The organism is Corynebacterium aquatimens, from assembly GCF_030408395.1.
Classification (GTDB): Bacteria; Actinomycetota; Actinomycetes; order Mycobacteriales; family Mycobacteriaceae; genus Corynebacterium; species Corynebacterium aquatimens.
The window spans coordinates 1,267,185-1,286,898 of sequence record NZ_CP046980.1 but is presented as its reverse complement, the minus strand read 5'-3'; the positions used below and the strand labels follow the sequence as shown (position 1 = coordinate 1,286,898).

Sequence of the window (19,714 nt, the reverse complement as noted above, 5' to 3'; positions counted from 1 at the left end):
AGTTGGGTCTAGTAGTCGATCTCTTCGCGCGCACCCGACCACGTCGTGTGGTACGTGCCCGCCATGTCCACGCGGCGGTACGTGTGGGCACCGAAGAAGTCACGCTGACCCTGGATCAGGGCTGCCGGGAGGCGCTCCGCGCGCAGGGAATCGTAGTAGGAGAGCGAGGAAGCAAAGACCGGAACTGGCAGACCCAGCTGGGTAGCCACCACGACGACGCGGCGCCAAGAATCCACCAAGTCTGCGAGCTCACCACGGAAGTACGGGTCGAGCAGCAGGGACGGCAGCTCCGGGTTAGCGTCATACGCCTCGCGGATGCGGTTCAAGAACTTCGCGCGGATGATGCAGCCACCGCGCCAAATCGTCGCCAGATCACGCGGGTCAATGTCCCAGTCGTAGGACTGCGAACCAGCGTTGATTTCATCGAATCCCTGGGAGTACGCAACCAGCTTCGACGCGTACAGTGCACGGCGGACGTCTTCCACGAATTGCTCGCGGTTGATTCCCAGCGATTCCAACGTGGACAGGTCGCCGGAAGGAAGGCCCGTGTCCTGGACGGCTTGACGCTGTGCAATTGCCGACGACAGGGCACGCGCGAACACTGCTTCACCAATACCGGTCGTGGGAACGCCCAGATCCAGAGCTTCCTTCACGGTCCAGCGGCCCGTGCCCTTCTGGCCTGCGGCATCGACGATCACATCGATGAACGGCTTGCCGGTCTTGGCGTCCACTTGGCGCAGAACCTCAGAAGTGATCTCAATGAGGTAGGAATCCAGGTCGCCCTGGTTCCACTCAGCGAAGATGTCTGCCAGCTCCGCTGGTTCAATACCCGCGGCGTAGCGCAGCAGGTGGTAGGCCTCACCGATCACCTGCATGTCGGCGTACTCGATGCCGTTGTGGACCATTTTGACGAAGTGGCCAGCGCCATCAGGGCCGATGTGCGTCACGCACGGAACGCCGTCAACCTTGGCCGAGATGTCCTCGAGCAACGGGCCGAGGGTTTCCCAGGACTCAGCAGGGCCACCCGGCATGATGGAAGGGCCGCGCAGCGCGCCTTCTTCACCGCCGGAAATACCAGCGCCAACGAAGTGGCGGCCTTTCTCTGCGACCTCCTGCTCACGGCGGATCGTGTCGGTGAACAGCGCGTTACCGCCGTCGATGATGATGTCACCATCATCCATTGCTTCAACCAGCTGATTAATCACGGCGTCAGTGGCGTGGCCAGCCTGAACCATGATGACCGCCTTGCGCGGTGTCTTCAACGACGCCACGAAGTCCTCAATGGATTCGGACGGGATGAAGTTTCCCTCGTGGCCGTGGTCCTCCATGACCTTTCGGGTCTTTTCCGGGGAACGGTTGAAAATGGCCACCGTGTGACCCTTGGAAGCAAAGTTACGGGCCAGGTTAGAGCCCATCACTGCCATACCAACTACGCCAATATCGGCCTTATTCTCAGCTGAAGTCATGCACTCGATAATACGCATTGCCTTCGGGGACTCCTACAACGGCGCTTAGAAATCCATTCCTCAAATCGAATCAGAAAACCTTGAACACAATTCATTTTGTTTCAGTAACCTATTGGCATGGATATCAAAGCACTTGAATCTTTCCGCGGCCGCCAGCTCTCCGAGCAGGAGCTCGCATACTTTAACGCTAACCACGTCGAGTTTGACAAGTTCATGGGCTTGACGTTCACGGAGTTTGGTCCGGACAAAATCACCGCCACCGCCGAGGTCGGTCCGCACCTTCTCCAGCCCGCTGGCCTTGTGAACGGCGGTGTGTTCGCATCACTGGGGGAGACCATCGGTTCTTTTGCCGGCCTGATGGCTTCTGGCGCCCCGGTAGTGGGCATGAACAACAACACGGATTTCCTGCGTGCTGTGAAAGAGGGCACCATTGAGGCTGAGGCCACCCCAGTGCACCTCGGCCGCCGTACACAGATCTGGCGCATCGTCATGAGCAACAACGGAAAGACCTGCGCCATCACGACCTTGCGCACGATGGTCCTTGACGAGCAGCCCTAGCCGCCAACATTAAATCTCTCTGTAGCCGTTGGCATTAAACCTTTCTGTAGCCGTTGCGAACGCAACGGCTACAGCCAGTGGTTGTGCCGGAACCACCAGTACATGAGGAGCATGCTGCCGAACATGACGGCGAGGGTGGCGGGGTAGGCCCAGACCCAGCCGAGTTCTGGCATGTATTCGAAGTTCATGCCGTACACACCGGCGATCATGGTGGGCATCGCTGCCATACCGACGACTGCGGAAATGGTGCGCATGTCCTTGTTCTGCTGCATGGAGACCTTCGCTACGGAGGCGTCGAGCAGGGAGGATAGACGTTCGTCGTATCCCATGATGTGGTCGGAGGCGATCGCGGCGTTATCTAGAACGTCACGCAGGTACTCGCGGATCGGTTTAGGTAGAAGGTCTTTGTTGAGGCTCAGGCCGGATTTGAGTGCCGGAACCAGGGGAGCGATGGCGTGGCGCATTTCTAGGATCTCACGCTTGTAGGTGTAGATCTGCTCAATGTTGACGGGCTGGCGCGGGTTGAAGACCTCGTTTTCCAGTTCATCCACGTCCTCACTGAGGTTCTGGGAGATGCGCAGGGAGTTCTCCACGATGTAGTCAGCGACTTTCCACGCGACTGCGGTGGGGCCAAGCTCAAGAATCTCTGGATCTTCTTCGAGCTCGGTCGTGAGGTCCGGAAGCTTGAAGTCGTGGCGGATGGTGATGACGAAGTTCTTGCCAATCAGCACTTGGACTTCACCGGTAGAGATGACCTCGCGGGAGTCCAGGACCTCTTCGTCGTCACGGTAGGTCACTGTTCGGATCACGCAGAAGAGCTGATCACCGTAGCGTTCCACCTTGGGGCGCTGGTGGGCACGGACCGCGTCCTCAACAATCAGCTCGTGGATCTCAAACGCTTCCGCGATCTTTTCCATTTGCTCTTCGTTAGGCGTACGAAGGGCCAGCCACACGAAGCCGTTGTCTGCTGCGTTAGCTTGCTGCAGGGCTCGGGTGTAGTGGTAGTTGCCCGGCGCGCGCTGCCCGTCAATGATCACGCGGCAGAAGTCCACGGAGCGCTCGACTGGAACCTTAAGTCCCGTCTTCTCGGTTGCCTTTGCCTTAGCGTTCGTTTTATCGGACGATTTCTCGGCTTTCGTCAGCAGTTCACGCGCTTGTTTTGCGCGCGGCAATGGGTTGATCGACGGCACAGTCACTCCTTCCGGATATGCGAAGACTTAAAATCCCGCTAGCAACCTATCAGAGGAGCTAGCGGGATGTGTAACGAAAGTTAAGTGAAACTGTTCTCTTAATTCTCGCCGTTGTAGTCGCGGACCTCAATACGCTCCTCGCCGGTCTCTTCTTGCAGACGTTTAATGCGGGAGAGCGCGGTGCGGGCGTGCATTTGCTGTTGCGTGGACGCCAGGTTGTACCGCTTAGGCGTAAGGGCGTTCAACGTCCACGTGAACATGGAGACCACGCGGTTGCGCTTGGAAACAAGGAAGGAAACGTGGACAAGCAGCCACATGATCCAGCCGAGGAACCCAGCGAACTCGACCTTGCCCATCTTCACCACGGCGTGGAAACGGGACACGATCGCCATGGAGCCCTTGTCGAAGTACTCGAACGGGGCACGCTGATCCGGGGTCTGGCCTTCTTCGACCTGCGCGCGAATCGCATCCGCTGCGTACTCACCGGACTGGATGGCCACCTGAGCAAGGCCAGGCAGGCGGTCAAGCTCCATCATGTCGCCGACGATGTAGATGTTGCGCTTCTCACCAACGGTGCAGTCCTTGTTGACTGGGACTTTACCGTTGCGCAGTACCTCAACGCCTAGCTGATCGGCGATCATCTTGCCCAGCGGCGATGCCTGAACACCAGCGGACCAGATCTTGGTGTAGGTCTCAATCGTCGTCTCATCGTTCGTCTTCGTGTTCTTGTACGTCACGGACGTTTCATCGACGTTGGTCACCATCGAGTCAAGGTGAACGGTGACGCCGATGCGCTCGAGTTCACGTTGCGCCTTGCGGCCGAGGTACTTGCCAAACGGGGGGAGTACCTGCGGTGCGCCATCGAGGAGGATGATGTTGGCGCTCGACGGCCGGAAGTGGGAGTACTCGTTACGGAAGGAACGGTGGGCCATCTCTGCCACCTGGCCAGCAAGCTCGACACCGGTCGGGCCCGCGCCCACGATGACGAAGGTGAGCAGGCGCTCACGCTCAGCCGGGTCCTCGGCAACCTCAGCGCGCTCAAACGCGGTGGTGAGGCGGCTGCGGATCTCCAACGCGTCATCCAGGGTCTTCAGACCAGGCGCGAACTCCGCGAAGTGGTCGTTGCCAAAGTAGGACTGGCCAGCACCTGCAGCGACGATGAGGGAGTCAAACTCGTAGGTGCGCGTGAACTGACCCTCGGTGAACGTCACGGTCTGAGCGTCCGTGTTGATGTCGGTGACATCGCCGCGCACGACGTCAACGTTCTTCTGACGGCCCAGCACCTGGCGGATCGAGGTAGCAATCTCACCGGTGGAGAGGATGCCGGTAGCCACCTGGTAGAGCAGCGGCGGGAAGAGGTGGAAGTTTGTGCGGCTGATCAGGGTGACATCAACGTCAACGTCTTTGAGCTCGCGGGCGGCAAACAGGCCTCCGAAGCCCGAACCGATAATGACCACGTGGTGTCGGTTGCCGGCCGGGCGGTAAGGCTTTTCAGTCATGCTCTGTGCTCCTTGGGCCATGAAGTGTTTTATCCGCTGTTGAATAATACGCGGGTTTACCAAACTTGTGCGATGTGCCTACCGAAAGCACGCCGGGATGCACCTTACGCTGTTACATATGTCGACGCACGCTGGGATTCCACCGCACCTTTCTGCGATAGACCCTAACCTATGGCCGTCGGTTGTGAACCTTCCCACTGGTACTGGTTTGAAAATGCGGGCTCGCGTTGCCGAGGCCGGGTTTGCTCGTGCGTGTGAAAAAGCGCGTATCAGCGTGGGTCTGGACGAAAACGCCGACATCATCGTCGACCACGAGGAGATGTTCAGTCGCATCGCAGATTCCGGCTGGATTGGGCTTGCGGAAAGCTACATGGCGGGCGAGTGGCGCACGCAAACCTCCGCGACGCTCGTTAGGGTCGTCGAAAAGCTCGTGCGCGAAGGCTATCGCCCGAAGACCCCACAGACCCCAGAGAGCGGGAGCTTTAGCTACGGCGGGGTGCCTCCTGAGCTTGTGGCGCGCTACGCGGGGGACGGGATGAGCGCGTTCGCAGGGCACTTTTCGACGGGGGTGGCTACGTCGCAGCGTGTCAAAAGGCGTTCGTTCGCCCCGGGAGCTGGTAAGGGCAATGAACCGGCCGCTTATTTTGCCACGGTGACGGATTATGAAGCACCGTTAGAATCTTCGGACTCATCGGGCGCTGAAAAGCTCGATTTGGCTGACGCGCAACGCAACTCTGTGGAGATGCTCCTTGATGCAGCGGGAGTCAAACCCGGTTCGCATGTTTTAGAGGTTCCAACGTCTGGTGGAGCAATCGCGATTGGCAGCGCGCTTCGCCGGGCGACGGTCGATTGCGTGGCACTGGACCCAGACAGCCTTGGAATAATCCGCGAACGCCTCGTGCTTGCCGGCTCCGAGGACTCAGTGCGCATCAGCGCGGTGGAAGCGCCTGAGCGCACGCTCGCGCGGCGCGAGGGGCTTTACGACGCGGTGGTGAGCGCGGAGTTTTTGGAAACGGTTCCTCTAGCGACGCGCGTCCGGTATCTCCAGATCTTCGACCGGATGTTGGTCACGGGTGGCCGCGCGGCTGTTCAGATGGTCGTGGGAACCGAAGAACTCCGCGGAACAGCACTCACGGCACTGGAATCGCTCCGTGCCTTTGTGTGGCCCGCGCTGGAGTACCAGCCGCTGGCGGACGTGGTGAAGGCAACGGACCGGCACACGCGCCTGCGGGTAATTGCCACGACGCACGCGCCGCGGCACCTCGAGCTGTCTTTAAAACATCAGCGCGCGATGTTCGAAAGCCAAGCGCGGGAGGCCGCCGCGGACGGGTTCGACGTTGTGTATCGGCGATTGTGGCTGTGGCAGTTTGCCATCCGCGAAGCACTGACGCGTTTAGGCGCACTGGATCTGGTTCAACTCACGTTCTCTCACCGCAACAGGAGAGGGCTGCGATAAAGGGCCGGCTTAGTAGTGGCCACGGACAGATTGGGGGCTGTAAGCCGGAGGCCTGCGCAAACCTAAAGTGACATAATGTACATTATCGGACAATTATGGACCAGGCGGTTTTTACCGCCACAGATTCTGTGAGGACCTAGCCGCGCTTTTCAAACTTGACGCGAAGGTTGATCTCGCCTTCGTCCGCGATCTTCGCCGCTACGAAATCCGGCGACTCCACGCCATAGTCTTCTCGTTTGATGGGCACGTCCGCGGCAACGACAACCTTGTCGCCCGTCCGCAGAACATTGAACTCTTGAGTGATCTGTTTCGTCGTGCCGTGAATCGTCAGATCGCCCGTCAGGGTCAGCGTGCCCACCGTCCCGTCGTCAGGCAGCTGCGTCACGTCCGCTGGCTCGCTCAGAACAAACTTGGACTCCGGGTACTCATCCGTGTGAAGAATCTTGCGCCGCACATTCTCATCGCGGACATCCTTATCGGACGTAATGGTTGCCATGTCAACGGTAATCTCGCCCGCGGTCAGAGACCCATTCTCTACGTTGAGTTGCCCCTTGACGGACTGGGTCGACCCAGACGTAATCCTTTCGTCGCCAGGCAGCAGCTCGTAGAACGTGTACCCCGCAGACGTCGCGTTTTTGCCCAGTTCACGTGAGACTTCCCACGTCCCATTCACATCAGTCGACGCCGGCTGTGCCCCTTTGGCGTCGATGCCCTCCGTCTTAATGCCCGGCGATTGGAACAAGGTGTAGAACAGCGGGACGAACGCAACCACGGTGAGAAGAATGATAATCCCCAGCACCGCAAAGATCATGATCTTTCGGGTACGGCTCTGGTGAGGCGTTCCCTGTGGTGTCCTTCGCTGTGCTGTGTTGCTCTCACTCATGACCCCAATGGTAGCCACCTAGGTGGCCGTGGGAACAATCTCTAACCCCGTGCCGTTATAATGGTGCGGTTGTAAATCAGGTGTTAGTCGGCGAAGGGATGAAAGCACATGGCTGATGGCGTATTGCGTGGTAGTCGAATGGGTGCGGTGAGCTACGAAACGGATCGTGACCATGATCTTGCTCCGCGCAGGATGGCAAAGTACCGCACGCCGTCCGGTGAGGTCTTTGAGATCCCCTTCGCCGATGACGCCGAAATTCCAGAGGAATGGCCGTGCAAGAACGGCCAAACCGGCGTTCTGATTGAGGGCGAAGGCGTGGAGTCTAAGCCGGTCAAGCCGCCGAGGACCCACTGGGACATGCTGCGCGAACGCCGCAGCATTAAGGAACTCGACGACCTGCTCGAAGAGCGCCTTGAGCAGCTACGCAAGCGTCGCCGCACCGCGGCTCGCCTGGCAAAGGAAAACAAGAGCGAGAGCTAGTTCCAACTAAACAAAAAGCGCGACCTCATTGCAGGTCGCGCTTTTCGTCGTTTTCAGCTACTTATGGGCCTTCTTCGTCGAGTGGCTCAAGCGTTGCACCTCGTAGGCACCCAGCTTGCCCATCTCACGGGTAAAGGCGCGAAGGGATTTCTCCGCGTACTTGATCTTCCCCGGGATCTTCGGGATGCCAAGCTCCTTGACCTGGTACTTGCCAAGGCGGGCAAGCTCACGGGAGAAGTCCGCAATCTGCGTCGTGCGACGGTCTGCGCCCCACTTGGTGACCTCAATCAGGGAGTCTTTGGCAAAGCTTGCGTCGAGCTTTGACTCACCCAATTCACGGTCCACGAACGTAATCGGCACTTCACGCACGTCAAAAGCCTCATTGATCGCGGCATCAGCCAACTGAACCTGGAAGATGTAGCCCTTGCGCGACAGCGAATCCAGATCAATGGCTTCCAAAACCTCACGGCGGAACGCGCGGTAGCCAGCCGTCATGTCTTTAATGTCGCCGCCGAGCGCGAGAGAGATGTAGAGGTTACCCATCTTGGATAGCAGGTAGCGCTCACGCGGCCAGTTCACTGCCTTGCCACCGCGCACGTAGCGGGAGCCGATGACCAGGTCCGCTCCCCGATCAATCTCATCTAAAAGAAGATGAAGCTGCTCCGGTGCGTGGGAGCCGTCCGCGTCCATTTGGCACAGAACCTGATAGCCGTTTTCAAGGCCGTACTCAAAGCCAGCGAGGTACGCGCCCAACAACCCATCTTTGACCTTGCGGTGCAGAACGTGAATGTGCTCATCTGCTGCGGCAAGCTCGTCTGCCTTGTCGCCGGTTCCATCCGGTGAGTTGTCATCCACCACTAGGATGTCCACTTGCGGAGTCGCGGAACGCACGCGCTCTGCAATGATCGGCAGGTTTTCCACCTCGTTGTACGTAGGGATGATCACCAAAGTGGAATCGCTTGGTGTTTCTGCCACGGGTTCTCCTTAGTAGCTTTTTGGTTCTGCATCCGCAGACTTTTCCCCATCAGCATACCCCCGACGGCTCGCGTACAGGGCCGCAGCCATCACGGCAAGCCCAACGAGGACAAGCAGCCATTGCACGTACCTGCCGTAGCGCACCGCGAACGTTACAGAATCGCGCAGCGGTAGCGTATCGACGAGGTGGGCTGGCGTGAAGATCTCAGAGATCTTGGACACTTTTCCATCGGGATAGACAATCGCAGACGCACCCGACGTGGCGGCGACAACTACTGCGCGGTCCGTTTCAATGGCGCGCATGCGACTCATGGCCAGCTGCTGGTAGGTCATGTCCGTAAACCCGAACGTGGCGTTGTTCGTCGGGGTCGTGAGGATCTGCGCGCCGTTTTTCACTGCTTCCCGGTACGCGGGATCAAACGCGACCTCGTAGCAGGTAGCTACGCCCACGACCACGTCACCCATGCGCACGGTCCCGTTTCCGGTCCCCGGCTTGAAATCCCCTGCCATGTCCACGTAGGACGAGAATTTTCGGAAGAAATCCCTCATCGGCATCCATTCACCGAACGGTTGGAGGAATTTCTTATTGTGCCTATCACCGGGCCCGGTGGCGGGATCGAAGACGACGGCGGTGTTGCGATCCCCTACTTCATCTTCGGTGAGTGTTCCCACCAGTGTCGGCGCGCCCACTTCGGTGACGGCCTTCGTGATGGCTGCGTACGCCTCTGGGTCGGCGAAGGGGTTGACATCGGAGGCGTTTTCCGGCCAGAACACTAGGTCAACCTGTCCGCCTGTCTGCTTAAGTTCGTCGGCAAGCTTCGTGGTCTCGTTGACGTGGTTCGCCAGCACTGCGCGGCGCTGGGCGTTGAAGTCAAGCCCCATGCGCGGGACGTTTCCTTGAATGGCGGCCACGGTGACCTCGTCCGTCGTCGGGCCATCCCGGTACACGCCGTACTGGCCCACCATTCCCACTACCACCGGGATGAGTGCTGCGCCCAGTGCAATTCCCGCGGGGCGAAGAGATGCGTTCTGCGCTCTACGTTGCGCTACCGCCACGATCGCGCTTGCAACCCCAGCCCCGGCGACCACGACGCCGAAGGTGACCAAGGCCGGGCCACCCCACGCGGCAAGCGATGCTAGAGGCCCGTTGATCTGCCCCCAGGCCAGGCGTACCCAGGAAAACCCGCCGTACGGGAAGGATGACAACGCCGCTTCCACAGCCACATAGACGAATGGGAAGGCGAGATAGCCGTAGCGCCAGCGCGCGACGAGCACCCCGAAAAGGCCGGTCACCATGGAATACATCGCGCAGGCAATCGACAGCGCAATCCACGGCAAGGCGCCGACGAATTCCCCAACCCACGGCAGCAACGGAAGATAGACCGCGACCGCGTGAACGAATCCGATTAGCGCGCCCGCGCGTGCCGACGGCCACTGGGCGGCTGCCCCGGCGCGGTGACCCCACGGCGAAAGAGCTGCGTAGAAGAGAGCTATACCAACGATCCCCGCAATGAAGAATCCGTGTGGCTCGTGGGAAAAATAGATGGTGATGCCGCCGAGTGCGGCAAGGACCAATCGCGCGAGAAGATTCACGCGGCCTTATTCTAGCCTTCCCGGTGCTGCGCGCCGAGATGAGCAAGCAGCCAGTTGGCGTCGTGCGGCAAGTGCCTGAAGTACGGCAGAAGGTGGTTGGCCACGTTATTGCCAAACAACTTCATGTGCTTGCGGGAATCAAGCGTGATCCCCCAGTCTTTCGCCAACGCTACCGCCGTGGAATGCGGCACCACGTCATCATTAACGCTTGCCCACAACAGCGTCGGTATGGAAACACTTCCCCGCCCGATACGGGACTTCTCCAAGTACTCCACGGTCTTCGGCAACTGATCAAGCAGTTCGGGCAGCGGTTTTCCGTTCGTCGTCATGGTCGACGTTGTGCGATAAGCAGAGTATGGGAATGAGCCCACTACACAGCGCGCACTACCCTCCGCAACGAACCGTCGGCCCTTCTCATTCATGAATGGTTCGATTTCTGCCGCCAGTTCAGGATCCGAGGCCATTATCCCGGCTAGCGCGTAGGGAAGAGCGAACGTGGCCATGTGCCCGTCACCGAACTTGAGTGTTTCCATCAGATCCGACGGCGGTGCACCGCACACCGCTGCGAGAGGTGTGAGATCCGGCGCGTAGTTTCGGCCCTCGTCAGTCGAGTTCATGTCCTCTAACCACGCGGCAACTGTGCCACCGCCTTGAGAAAAGCCCCAGAGTCCTAGGTTGCTGGTTCCCACACCGAGGTGAGCAGCTGCGCGCACCCCGTCCATGAGTGCGCGCGCACTGACCACATGGTTGCAGTACAGCTGCGTGTTTGTCTCCGGCTCACGCGGGTAATCCGTCACTACGACATCGCAGCCCGCCGCCACGAAGTAGTTGATTGCGGGCTGCTCATAGGCGCTGATGAAGTCGAATGGCTTCACCCGAAGCTGTAGTCCCACCGTCGCTGCGACAGATGGGTTGCAGTGAACAGGTGTTCCCTGCGTTCCCGGGGCGAACGCGATAGTCGGCCGCTCCCCTTTGCCCTTCCACGGGTTGCGCGAGCGGTAGACCGAGCCGGTGCACGTGAGCACCTGCCCGGTGAGACCAGTCGTGGTGTATTCAATTTGCTGCATCGTGCCACTGTTGACCGCCGAGTTGAGGCCGAGCGCACGGGCGCTGGTCGCTCTGATGAGCGCCCCGCCAGTCTCACCGGCAGCGTACTTGGTTCGACCAAAGCCCGGGTCGTGGAGCGTGCGCGGCATCAGGATCCCGCTAAGGACATCGCCCGCGTAGGGCACGTACGTACGCGCGACGAGTGAACGCGAGATCGCGCTGCGGAAAAGCTTCTGCGCACTTGGCGTCGCAGCAACAGCGCCAAGCGCAGCACAAGCACCGAATACCGCCCACGTCCGCTGTGAATTTTTCTGTGAACCGGCCACCAGTATCACCTCGTGTTATCCCTATAGAAACTTCTTCCTTTCTACAGGCAAACTATGTCCACGGCATCCACTATCGGGGCATGTGACGCCAGATCGGCCGTGGTACGCAGCGCATCACCCATGCCAGCACGCGAAGCCGGCCGGGGATCCACACCGTTGCGTTGCGATCTCGTTTAGCCGCGTGAACAACCGCATCAGCGACCTGGTCCGGGGTAACCGACATCGGTGCCGGTTTCATCCCTTCCGTCATAGACCCGATCACGAAACCGGGGCGTGCCGTGATCAAGTGAAGCGGCCCGCCGTGAAGCGCATCGGCCAGGCCTTGGCAGAACGCGTCGAGACCAGCCTTCGTCGATCCGTAAACGTAATTGGCGCGCCGCGCGCGCCAGCCAGCGATGGAGGAAAACGCAAAGATCTCTCCCCTTGCCATTTCATTTGCGAGCACTGTCAGCATGGAGACCTGCGCGGTGTAATCCACCGTTGCGATCTCCGCGGCGTGGGTTTCATCCTTTTCGGCCCGCTCTTGATCGCCCAAGATCCCAAAGGCGACGACCGCCGTGGTGATCGGCCCAGCGCTCGACGCAGCCTCCACGACGCGGCGGTGTGAGTCCAGATCGGTGGCTTCAAACGCCATGCGTTGCACACTTCGCGCCCCAGCGCCAAGCACGCGCTCTTCCACGTCGTCAAGGCGCTCCAGGTTCCGCGCGGCGAGAACAACGTGCCGTCCCGCGCACATCCTCACGGCAATCTCACCACCAATGTCGCTGGTGGCGCCAAGCAATAAAAGCGTCCCTGTCACTTCACAACACCCCTTCGTCGGTTCTAGTTACCAATCGCGACAACGCCTCGCCCAATGGCGTCGATAGCCTTGCGGGCATTGTGAATGATCTCATCGGAATAGCCTGTGACCACGATTTTCTCTAAGAGATCAATCACCTGGCGGCACCAGCGAACAAAGTCACCCGGGGTGAGCTCAGCACCCGATTCCGCCGCCGCAGCAAGAGCGTAGCCAAGCGGCGCGCCGGCGGTCCACTGGTGGATGGACAGCGCAAAACCCGGATCGGGAATGCTCGTCGGCGGCAAACGATGGCGCTGTTCGTCGCTGGCGAGCTCGCCGTGGATGCGCATTGTGTCCGTCATTGCATCAGCCATGCGGTCAGTGGCGGCCTCAGGATATCCCTGCGTCGCCTTGCGGTTTTCAAACACACACATGGACGCAACACCCGCGAGTTCCGCGGGGTCAAGCTCGTCCCAGATACCGCGCTTGAGACACTGCGCAACAAGCAGATCGGACACAGCATGAATACGCGCCAACCGCTCCCCTTCATCGGTCACCGTCGGCTCGCCGCCGTCAAGCTCCACGTAGTCATACTCAGTCAGCAGCCCAATGATGCGCTCGAACGTGCGGCCCAAGGTGTCGGTCTGTTTATCGATGCGCTTCTGCGCGCGATCCAACGATCGCTGTTCGCGGACGATCTCTTCGCCGAGGCGCGCGAGGCGCTCTCTGTCCGCCGCGGGCCAGGCGTGCGCGGGATGGTTGCGGATCGCTTCGCGCAAGGCGAGCACGCGTGACGACGGCCGGTTCCGCGACTCTTCCCGGAGCCTCTTTGGCGCGTTGAAGCGAGATCGGGAAAGTTCATTGACGATCTTGCGGGTGTGCTTGCGGGGTTTATCGGTAACGTCCCGCGGAACCTTAATGCGCCCAACGACAACCGGTGCATTCCGGAATGCCGCGGCGTCGATTCGTCCTGACCAGCCACGTTCCGTGGTGACCCAGGGACGAGGATCATCCCTCCTGCCAGCAGGCGCAACCACGGCGGCGAGCTCAGGCCGCTTCTTCGAAGGAAGCGCGATCACATCACCCACTTGGAGCTTGCCCAGTACTCGCTGCACTTCGGTGTGACGCTGCTCAATGGACTCCCGGCGCCCTTCCTTCTCTGCTTCTGAGAGCTCCTTGCGCAGGTCCAAGTACTCGACCAGAACCTCTGCTGCGTCTTCACCCTCCTCAGTTGGTGGTGCGTACTGGGCAATCGCCTCGTCGAGGTCCTCCCGAAGGCGGGACACTTTGGTGCGGAGTCGTTCAACGTCACGGACCTCCCCGACGACGGAGCGGTCCGTTTGGAACTGGGCGAAGGATTTCTCAATCAACGCGATCGAGTCATCGTAGCCATTCATCTTCAACATGTTGATGGCCATGTTGTAGCCCGGCGTGAACAGCGAAATCAACGGGTACGTGCGCGTGGACGCGAGGCCCGCTACTTCGCGCGGATCCATCGCCGGGGACCACTGCACCACTGCGTTACCAATCGTGTCAATTCCGCGCCGGCCTGCGCGTCCGGTGAGCTGCGTGTACTGCCCGGGGGTCAAGTCAGCGTGGGAATCCCCGTTGAATTTCACCAACTTTTCCAACACAACCGTGCGCGCCGGCATGTTGATGCCCAGCGCGAGTGTCTCCGTAGCAAAGACTACTTTGACCAGTCCGCGAACGAACAGCTCTTCGACGATGTGCTTGAACGCGGGGAGCAATCCTGCGTGGTGGGCAGCGAAACCCCGTGACCAGGCGGTACGCAGTTGCCTATACTGCAGGACCTCTAAGTCCTCTTCGGGGATGTCCGCTACGCCGTCGTCGGCGATTTGGGTAATGAGCTCAGCTTCCTCCGGGGTGGTCATCTCTTTTCGGCTGCGTAGGCACTGGAACAATGCCCCGTCGCACCCCGCCCGGGAGAAAATGAAGACTATCGCGGGCAGCATATCGCGGCCAGCCAAAGCGGATACAACCTCGGGACGTCCCACCGGGCGAACGCGATCCTGCGGCCGAGTGTTTCCACTCCGGGAATCCCCACCGCGTCGGCCCTGTGTACGCGACCTAAACCCTTTGCCTGATTCATAATCAGCGCGCCCCGCGTTCGCAGAGGCGGATTCAAGTCTTTCCACGACGTGAAGCAGTTCCCTGTTGACCTGGCCTGTATCAGTCCCGGGTTCGAACAACGGATAGATCTTGCGCTGCACCATCATGAACTGGTTGAGCGGAACGGGGCGGTGCTCGCTCACGATGACCTTGGTGTCCCCGCGGACTTCATCGAGCCATTCGCCGAATTCCTCGGAGTTCGACACCGTTGCGGACAAGCCGATGATGCGCACGGACTCGTCTAAGTTCAGGATGATTTCTTCCCACACCGCTCCGCGCTCACGGTCCGCAAGGTAGTGGATCTCATCCATCACCACATGCGACAGGCGATCCAACGCCGGCGAGGACGCATAGATCATGTTGCGCAAGACCTCCGTGGTCATCACCACGATCTCCGCGGAACCGTTGATGCTCACGTCCCCCGTCAGCAGGCCCACGGCATCTTCGCCATGCTTGTCGACGAGGTCATGGTACTTCTGGTTGCTCAACGCCTTGATCGGCGTCGTGTAAAAGCACTTCGTGCCGCGTGATAGGGCTAGCGAGACCGCGAACTCCCCCACAACGGTCTTTCCCGAACCCGTCGGTGCGCAGACCAGCACTCCGTGGTCTTCCTCGACGGCTTCGCACGCCTCAATCTGGAACGGATCGAGCGGAAACGACTTTGCAGCGCGATATTCGTCGAGGTGTGACATGCACACCAGCGTACGGGCTAAAGGATGTCGTCGTACGCACCAGCTCGTGGCGCGTCGTAGCTCGCTGCCTCGTGAGTAGAGCTCGGCTGTTGTCTCGTTGCGGGCGCTACCTTTTGCGCGGCCTCAATGGGTGCCGCTGCCGCAATCGGTCCGGAGGCCTCTTCATCATCGAGGTGCGACCAATCCTCGCCCTCGGAGCCGCTCTTCTTCGCACGACGTTTGTCGTTGATGCGAGTGAACTGGAAGGCCATTTCCACCAAGAACGTCAGCGACAACGCCAGCGCCACCATGGAGAACGGATCCTGGCCCGGGGTCATAAACGCGGCGAAAATGAACAAAACAACCGTGATTATGCGGCGCTTGTCTTTAACCTGCTCGTACTGCAACAGGCCCGCGAGATTAAGCATGACGATGACCAGTGGGACTTCGAAGCTCACTCCGAAAATAACGATCAGTGCCAGGACGAACCTGTAGTACTCACCACCGGATAAGGCGCTGACCTGGAATTCTGCACCGATAGACATCAGGACGTACAGGCCCTGGTCAACGATGAAGTAGGCCAGCAAGGCGCCAGCAACGAACAGAATGACGGCCAAGGTCACGAAGGTGAGAGTCCAGCGGCGTTCCCCTTTGTGGAGGCCCGGGGTGATAAAAGCCCACAACTGGCCAAGCCACACCGGCGATGACACGACCAGCCCGGCGAGGAAGCCCACTTTGAGGCGCAGCATGAACATCTCAAACGGGTTCGTGGCCAGGAGACGGCAGGACCCGTCGGCCGTCAAATCAGCGCGCAGCTCCACCGGTAGCGAGCAGTAGGGGCGGCGAATGATCTCACCCAGCGGCATGATGCCAAACGGCGCGTTCTGGTACCAGATGAAACCTAAAACGGTGCCGAGAGCAATGGCGATCAAAGAAATACCAACGCGGCGACGCAACTCCTGGAGGTGCTCCACCAGGGTCATATTGCCATCGGGGTTAGCTTTCTTTTTGCGTGTCTTAGTAGTCACAGCGTAGAGGTGCTATTACGTCCGCTCTTAGTTGGTGCGGCGTGGCTGGTTCTCCGGGCGATCCCAGAAGCCCTGCTCAGCAGCGGACTGCGCCTGGTTAGAAGCGGAACCACCAGCGGGCAACTGGCGCGGCTCGCCGTTTACCGCGGGGGCAGTGTTAGCCGCCTGACCAGCGTCATGCGCCTTGTCGTCGTTCTCCATCTCCTTGATTTCCGATTTGAAGATACGAGCGGAACGACCCATTGATCGAGCGAGGTCCGGAAGCTTCGAAGCACCGAACAGAAGCAGGATGACAAGGAGGATAAGGATGAGTTCCGTAGGCCCAAGATTCGGCATTGGACGTCCTTTCAAGATTTTCTTTCGTGAGCGACTTTAGCGCACCGCTCGTTCAAGCATAAGCCCCTTGGCCGTCTTTGCCACGTCGAGCTACTTCTTCGCGCAACTTAACTGGTGAGACTAGCTCGAGCCGGTCAGCTTGACTGAGGCAAAAGCGCACGAGCCATTCCTCGCTGCCATACGGCATGCGCGCGTCCACCCAGCTGTCCGTACCACCGTCCGTGCAGTCTGTAGCGTTGCTATTGCCTAGTTCAATCTGCCAGTAGTCAGCCAACCAGGTCGCCTCGCTTCGGATGCGCAGCTGCGCGACATTCCGGCCGGAGAAACCGAAGGGATCAGCATCATCGAAGTCCTGCGCGCTTCCTTCTGACGGGGAATCCAACAGCTCAGCGTGGCGGACCCGGTCCAGCCGGAAGGACTTTTGGGTTCCGTTCTCTACTGCAGAAAGGTATGTGTTTCCGTCCCTGTGGAAGAAGGACAACGGGGAGACGACGCGGGTGGTTGTGGTGTCCGAACTGGCTGAATAGTAGGTCACCTCCACTTGCCTGCGCTGCGTGAGAGCGAGTGCAAGGACGCCGGCGTGTCCTTCCTCATTGGGATGCACCACATCATCCACACCAGCGCTGGACATCACGGCGCGAATCTTTGCTGCCGCGCTAGTTACCGCACCGTGGTTTACCAGTGCTGGCATTGTTTCCAGCGACTCCAGGGTGAGCAACAACGCGTTCGCCTCGGTCGGTGTCATGCGCAGCGCGGTGTTGAGCCCCTGGTCATCAATAATCGTGATGCCTGTCCAGTCGGCGGCAAGGTCAATCAGCTCACCCGCGACTTTGCTTCGGCCGGAGAACTGTAACCGCCTTAGGTCCTCCATGACCTCTTCGTGCGTTTGCCCAAGGTCCCGCGCAATCTCCATCGGAGTGGAATTAGGGTGCTGGTGCAGATACGGGATCAGATTGAGTGAACGTACCAGGCCCGCAAGTTTGTTGGCGCTGTCCTTTTTAGCTACCACTATGCCCCTCCTCCGCGGCGCGGAGCAGCGCGACCACGTCCTGCGCCACGTCTTTCGGCTCCACCACTTTCACGTTGGGCGCAAAGCTGACCACCGTGCGTACCAACCAGTCGCGCTCGACGTCGCGCAGCCAGTACGTGCCGGAGTCTTCCTTGAAAGCTTTCTCCGTGAGTTCTCGGCCGGCCCCCGGCTCGATGGAAAGTACCGCATCCACTGTCGGTCCCCGCAGTGAATCCTCCACGATTTCTTGCAGGGACCGGGTGGGGTTGACAAAGGAATCTGACTTGACCTTTTTCACGTCGCGGACCCGGATCGCGCGGAAGCTCCGCTCCGCTTCCCGGTCAACGTCCCAGCCGACGACGTACGCCTTGTTGTTCAGCGCGACAATGCCCCATGGGTCCATGGTCCGTGTTTGGGGATTCGTGGTCGGCGATGGGTAGTACGCAAACCGGATGCGGGTTTTACTGCGCACGCATGCGGTCACGGCGGTGAGCACGTCCGTATCCAAACGCACTATGTCGTTGTCCAAGGCCGCCACCGGCGCATCGTCGAAACGCCTTGTGGCCCCACCCGCGGCGATCTTTGTCCAGCCGGAGCGGGCAAAAGCCCCTAAGCTACCGGCGCCGCCCAGATCACCGGCCAGACCAAGCACCGCGGCTTCCTCGTCGGTGAACTCAATCGCGGGTAGCTGGTAGGCATCCTTATCCACCCAGACTTCCCCGTCCCGGTGTCGTGCTGGAACCCCGGCGCGACGAATGGATTGCACGTCGCGCGCAACCATGCGTTTGAAGGCTTCGTCACTACGGTTCTCATAACCCTCAACGTTTTTCTGAATCCACTCGTAGTCCCGCGGACGCGACGAACCCAACAGCGCGAACGTTAAGTTGGTGAGCCGTTGGATCACCGCGTCGGAGGACTTCTCAGCCATGGTGCGTCTCCATGTACTCGATCAACGTGTCCACCCGCGGATCCACGGTCTCAAAGGGGTCAAGGAGTTCCACCGTCTGCGGCTCTGGACGGTCTACCTTGAGGTGCACCCAGTCCACATTGGTCCGAGCGTGAAGTTCGCGAGCGCGGCTCAGGAACTTCGACCGAAGCACAGCGCGGGTTGTTTCAGGCGGGAACTCTTTCGCCGCTTCGATCGCGGAATCTGTGGTCCAGCGTTCCACTAAACCTTTAGCTTGGAGCATGTAGAACAGCCCGCGGTTGCGGCGGATGTCGTGGTACGTCAGGTCAATCTGCGCGAGCTTCGGGTGTGACCACTCGCAGCCCAAACGTTCACGGTAGCGCTGGAAGAGGTTGTACTTGATCACCCAGTCAATCTCCCGGTCAACGAGCGAGAAATCTTGCTTGTCGACGGCTTCCAGCACCCGACCCCACAGATCAAGCACATGGGACAACTCGTGGTTCGGTGTGCCCTCGTCGGGGCGATTGTCCAACCACGACTTCGCTGCTTCGTAGTAGATCCGTTGGATCTCTAATGCTGTCATCTCCCCGCCGGCTTTAAGCTCAACGCGGGCCTGGCCGGTGGTGTCGAGTGAGACGTCTTTGATGGCCGTGATCGCATCGGCAAGCTCCAGCGAACGTGCATCTAACTCGGTGAACTTGGCTTCCAGCATCTCTAGAACGAGCTGCGTCGACCCGATTTTCAGCGCGAACGTCGGCTCAGCCATGTTCGAGTCACCGACGATAACGTGCATGCGGCGGAACCGCTTGGAGTCCCCGTGCGGTTCATCACGAGTGTTGATCATCGGCCGCGTCCGCGTGGTGGATGAAGACACGGCTTCCCACACCTGCTCCGCCCGCTGGGAAATGTGGAATGTGCCGTCTTTAATCATGCCCGCCCCACACAGCATCTGGCGGGTGACCAGGAACGGAATGAAGCCCTTGGCAAAGTGCTTCAGCAGTAGCTCCCTGGTGATCAAGTAGTTCTCGTGGCAGCCGTAGGAATTGAACTTGGAATCAACGTTGTTCTTGAACAGGTAGATCTGCCCGCCGATTCCTTCGTTGGCCAGCGTTTGCTCCGCTTCGGCCGCAAGATCCTCAAAAATCAGCTCGCCAGCTTTGTCGTGGTTGAGCAGCTGCGTCACCGTGTCGCATTCTGCGGTCGCGTATTCGGGGTGGGAGCCCACATCTAAGTACAGCCGCGAACCAGAGTTGGTGAAGATGTTGGACGTTTTGTGCGCCGCGATCACCGGTTTGAACAGGTAGCGGCTTACTTCATCGGGGCTCAACACCGCCGAACCGTCCCGCACCGCTGTGGCGCCGAACTCGGTTTCCACGCCCATG

At 59.8% G+C, this 19,714-nt stretch carries 17 protein-coding genes; 3 read left to right on the top strand and 14 right to left on the bottom strand.

The window, feature by feature from the left end:
• Positions 1–8: 8 nt before the first annotated feature.
• Positions 9–1,466 carry an NADP-dependent phosphogluconate dehydrogenase gene (gnd, locus tag CAQUA_RS05860; protein ID WP_196824096.1) on the bottom strand — a complete coding sequence of 486 codons (1,458 nt, stop codon included), beginning with the start codon at positions 1,464–1,466 and terminating at the stop codon, positions 9–11.
• A 117-nt stretch (positions 1,467–1,583) separates the two neighbouring features.
• On the opposite strand from gnd, the gene CAQUA_RS05855 reads away from it, so the two are divergent.
• Positions 1,584–2,024: a PaaI family thioesterase gene (locus tag CAQUA_RS05855; protein WP_196824097.1), complete on the top strand. Its 441-nt coding sequence runs from the start codon at positions 1,584–1,586 to the stop codon at positions 2,022–2,024.
• Positions 2,025–2,092: 68 nt separating this feature from the next.
• Here CAQUA_RS05855 and CAQUA_RS05850 read toward each other — a convergent pair whose 3' ends face one another.
• Both CAQUA_RS05850 and CAQUA_RS05845 read right to left on the bottom strand, forming a co-directional pair.
• A complete protein-coding gene (locus CAQUA_RS05850; RefSeq protein WP_290177931.1) occupies positions 2,093–3,214 on the bottom strand; it encodes a magnesium and cobalt transport protein CorA in 1,122 nt (373 codons plus the stop codon).
• Between the two features lie 98 nt (positions 3,215–3,312).
• A complete protein-coding gene (locus CAQUA_RS05845) occupies positions 3,313–4,713 on the bottom strand; it encodes an NAD(P)/FAD-dependent oxidoreductase (RefSeq protein WP_196824098.1) in 1,401 nt (466 codons plus the stop codon).
• Positions 4,714–4,897: 184 nt separating this feature from the next.
• On the opposite strand from CAQUA_RS05845, the gene CAQUA_RS05840 reads away from it, so the two are divergent.
• Complete coding sequence (locus CAQUA_RS05840; RefSeq protein ID WP_290177929.1) at positions 4,898–6,169, top strand: SAM-dependent methyltransferase; 1,272 nt, start codon at positions 4,898–4,900, stop codon at positions 6,167–6,169.
• Between the two features lie 136 nt (positions 6,170–6,305).
• Here the strand turns inward: CAQUA_RS05840 and CAQUA_RS05835 are convergent, their stop codons facing one another.
• Positions 6,306–7,052, bottom strand: coding sequence for a YceI family protein (locus CAQUA_RS05835; RefSeq protein WP_196824100.1), 747 nt, complete (start codon positions 7,050–7,052; stop codon positions 6,306–6,308).
• Between the two features lie 108 nt (positions 7,053–7,160).
• Between CAQUA_RS05835 and CAQUA_RS05830 the strand changes: the two genes are divergently transcribed.
• The gene (locus CAQUA_RS05830) at positions 7,161–7,532 is read left to right on the top strand and encodes an RNA polymerase-binding protein RbpA (RefSeq protein WP_196824101.1); all 372 of its coding nucleotides are present in this window, start codon (positions 7,161–7,163) and stop codon (positions 7,530–7,532) included.
• Positions 7,533–7,589: 57 nt separating this feature from the next.
• Here the strand turns inward: CAQUA_RS05830 and CAQUA_RS05825 are convergent, their stop codons facing one another.
• From CAQUA_RS05825 to pafA, 10 genes are all read right to left on the bottom strand, one after another.
• Complete coding sequence (locus CAQUA_RS05825) at positions 7,590–8,507, bottom strand: polyprenol monophosphomannose synthase (RefSeq protein ID WP_196824102.1); 918 nt, start codon at positions 8,505–8,507, stop codon at positions 7,590–7,592.
• 9 nt (positions 8,508–8,516) lie between these two features.
• Positions 8,517–10,100, bottom strand: coding sequence for an apolipoprotein N-acyltransferase (gene lnt / locus CAQUA_RS05820; RefSeq protein WP_196824103.1), 1,584 nt, complete (start codon positions 10,098–10,100; stop codon positions 8,517–8,519).
• Between the two features lie 11 nt (positions 10,101–10,111).
• Positions 10,112–11,473, bottom strand: coding sequence for a lipase family protein (locus CAQUA_RS05815; RefSeq protein WP_196824104.1), 1,362 nt, complete (start codon positions 11,471–11,473; stop codon positions 10,112–10,114).
• A 70-nt stretch (positions 11,474–11,543) separates the two neighbouring features.
• On the bottom strand, positions 11,544–12,209 hold the full coding sequence (locus CAQUA_RS05810) for an SDR family oxidoreductase (protein WP_231375781.1): 666 nt from the start codon (positions 12,207–12,209) through the stop codon (positions 11,544–11,546).
• An 86-nt stretch (positions 12,210–12,295) separates the two neighbouring features.
• Positions 12,296–15,079, bottom strand: a complete 2,784-nt coding sequence (locus CAQUA_RS05805) for a DEAD/DEAH box helicase (RefSeq protein ID WP_196824106.1) — start codon at positions 15,077–15,079, stop codon at positions 12,296–12,298.
• An 11-nt stretch (positions 15,080–15,090) separates the two neighbouring features.
• Positions 15,091–16,035 carry a twin-arginine translocase subunit TatC gene (gene tatC / locus CAQUA_RS05800; RefSeq protein WP_196825565.1) on the bottom strand — a complete coding sequence of 315 codons (945 nt, stop codon included), beginning with the start codon at positions 16,033–16,035 and terminating at the stop codon, positions 15,091–15,093.
• Positions 16,036–16,107: 72 nt separating this feature from the next.
• Positions 16,108–16,416: a Sec-independent protein translocase subunit TatA gene (gene tatA, locus CAQUA_RS05795; RefSeq protein WP_196824107.1), complete on the bottom strand. Its 309-nt coding sequence runs from the start codon at positions 16,414–16,416 to the stop codon at positions 16,108–16,110.
• Positions 16,417–16,468: 52 nt separating this feature from the next.
• On the bottom strand, positions 16,469–17,425 hold the full coding sequence (locus CAQUA_RS05790; RefSeq protein ID WP_290177923.1) for a helix-turn-helix transcriptional regulator: 957 nt from the start codon (positions 17,423–17,425) through the stop codon (positions 16,469–16,471).
• Positions 17,415–18,353: a helix-turn-helix transcriptional regulator gene (locus CAQUA_RS05785; RefSeq protein ID WP_196824108.1), complete on the bottom strand. Its 939-nt coding sequence runs from the start codon at positions 18,351–18,353 to the stop codon at positions 17,415–17,417. Before CAQUA_RS05785 ends, CAQUA_RS05790 begins: the two co-directional genes overlap by 11 nt.
• Positions 18,346–19,713 carry a Pup--protein ligase gene (gene pafA, locus CAQUA_RS05780; protein ID WP_196825567.1) on the bottom strand — a complete coding sequence of 456 codons (1,368 nt, stop codon included), beginning with the start codon at positions 19,711–19,713 and terminating at the stop codon, positions 18,346–18,348. Before pafA ends, CAQUA_RS05785 begins: the two co-directional genes overlap by 8 nt.
• Position 19,714: the final 1 nt, after the last annotated feature.

What these genes read in the sequence shown, in the direction of transcription:
- CAQUA_RS05855 (WP_196824097.1), top strand. Translation starts at nt 1,584, where the DNA reads ATGGATATCAAAGCACTTGAATCTTTCCGCGGCCGCCAGCTCTCCGAG.
- CAQUA_RS05835 (WP_196824100.1), bottom strand. Translation starts at nt 7,052, where the DNA reads ATGAGTGAGAGCAACACAGCACAGCGAAGGACACCACAGGGAACGCCT.
- tatA (WP_196824107.1), bottom strand. Translation starts at nt 16,416, where the DNA reads ATGCCGAATCTTGGGCCTACGGAACTCATCCTTATCCTCCTTGTCATC.
- CAQUA_RS05830 (WP_196824101.1), top strand. Translation starts at nt 7,161, where the DNA reads ATGGCTGATGGCGTATTGCGTGGTAGTCGAATGGGTGCGGTGAGCTAC.
- tatC (WP_196825565.1), bottom strand. Translation starts at nt 16,035, where the DNA reads ATGACCCTGGTGGAGCACCTCCAGGAGTTGCGTCGCCGCGTTGGTATT.
- CAQUA_RS05810 (WP_231375781.1), bottom strand. Translation starts at nt 12,209, where the DNA reads ATGTGCGCGGGACGGCACGTTGTTCTCGCCGCGCGGAACCTGGAGCGC.
- CAQUA_RS05845 (WP_196824098.1), bottom strand. Translation starts at nt 4,713, where the DNA reads ATGACTGAAAAGCCTTACCGCCCGGCCGGCAACCGACACCACGTGGTC.
- gnd (WP_196824096.1), bottom strand. Translation starts at nt 1,466, where the DNA reads ATGACTTCAGCTGAGAATAAGGCCGATATTGGCGTAGTTGGTATGGCA.
- pafA (WP_196825567.1), bottom strand. Translation starts at nt 19,713, where the DNA reads ATGGGCGTGGAAACCGAGTTCGGCGCCACAGCGGTGCGGGACGGTTCG.
- CAQUA_RS05785 (WP_196824108.1), bottom strand. Translation starts at nt 18,353, where the DNA reads ATGGCTGAGAAGTCCTCCGACGCGGTGATCCAACGGCTCACCAACTTA.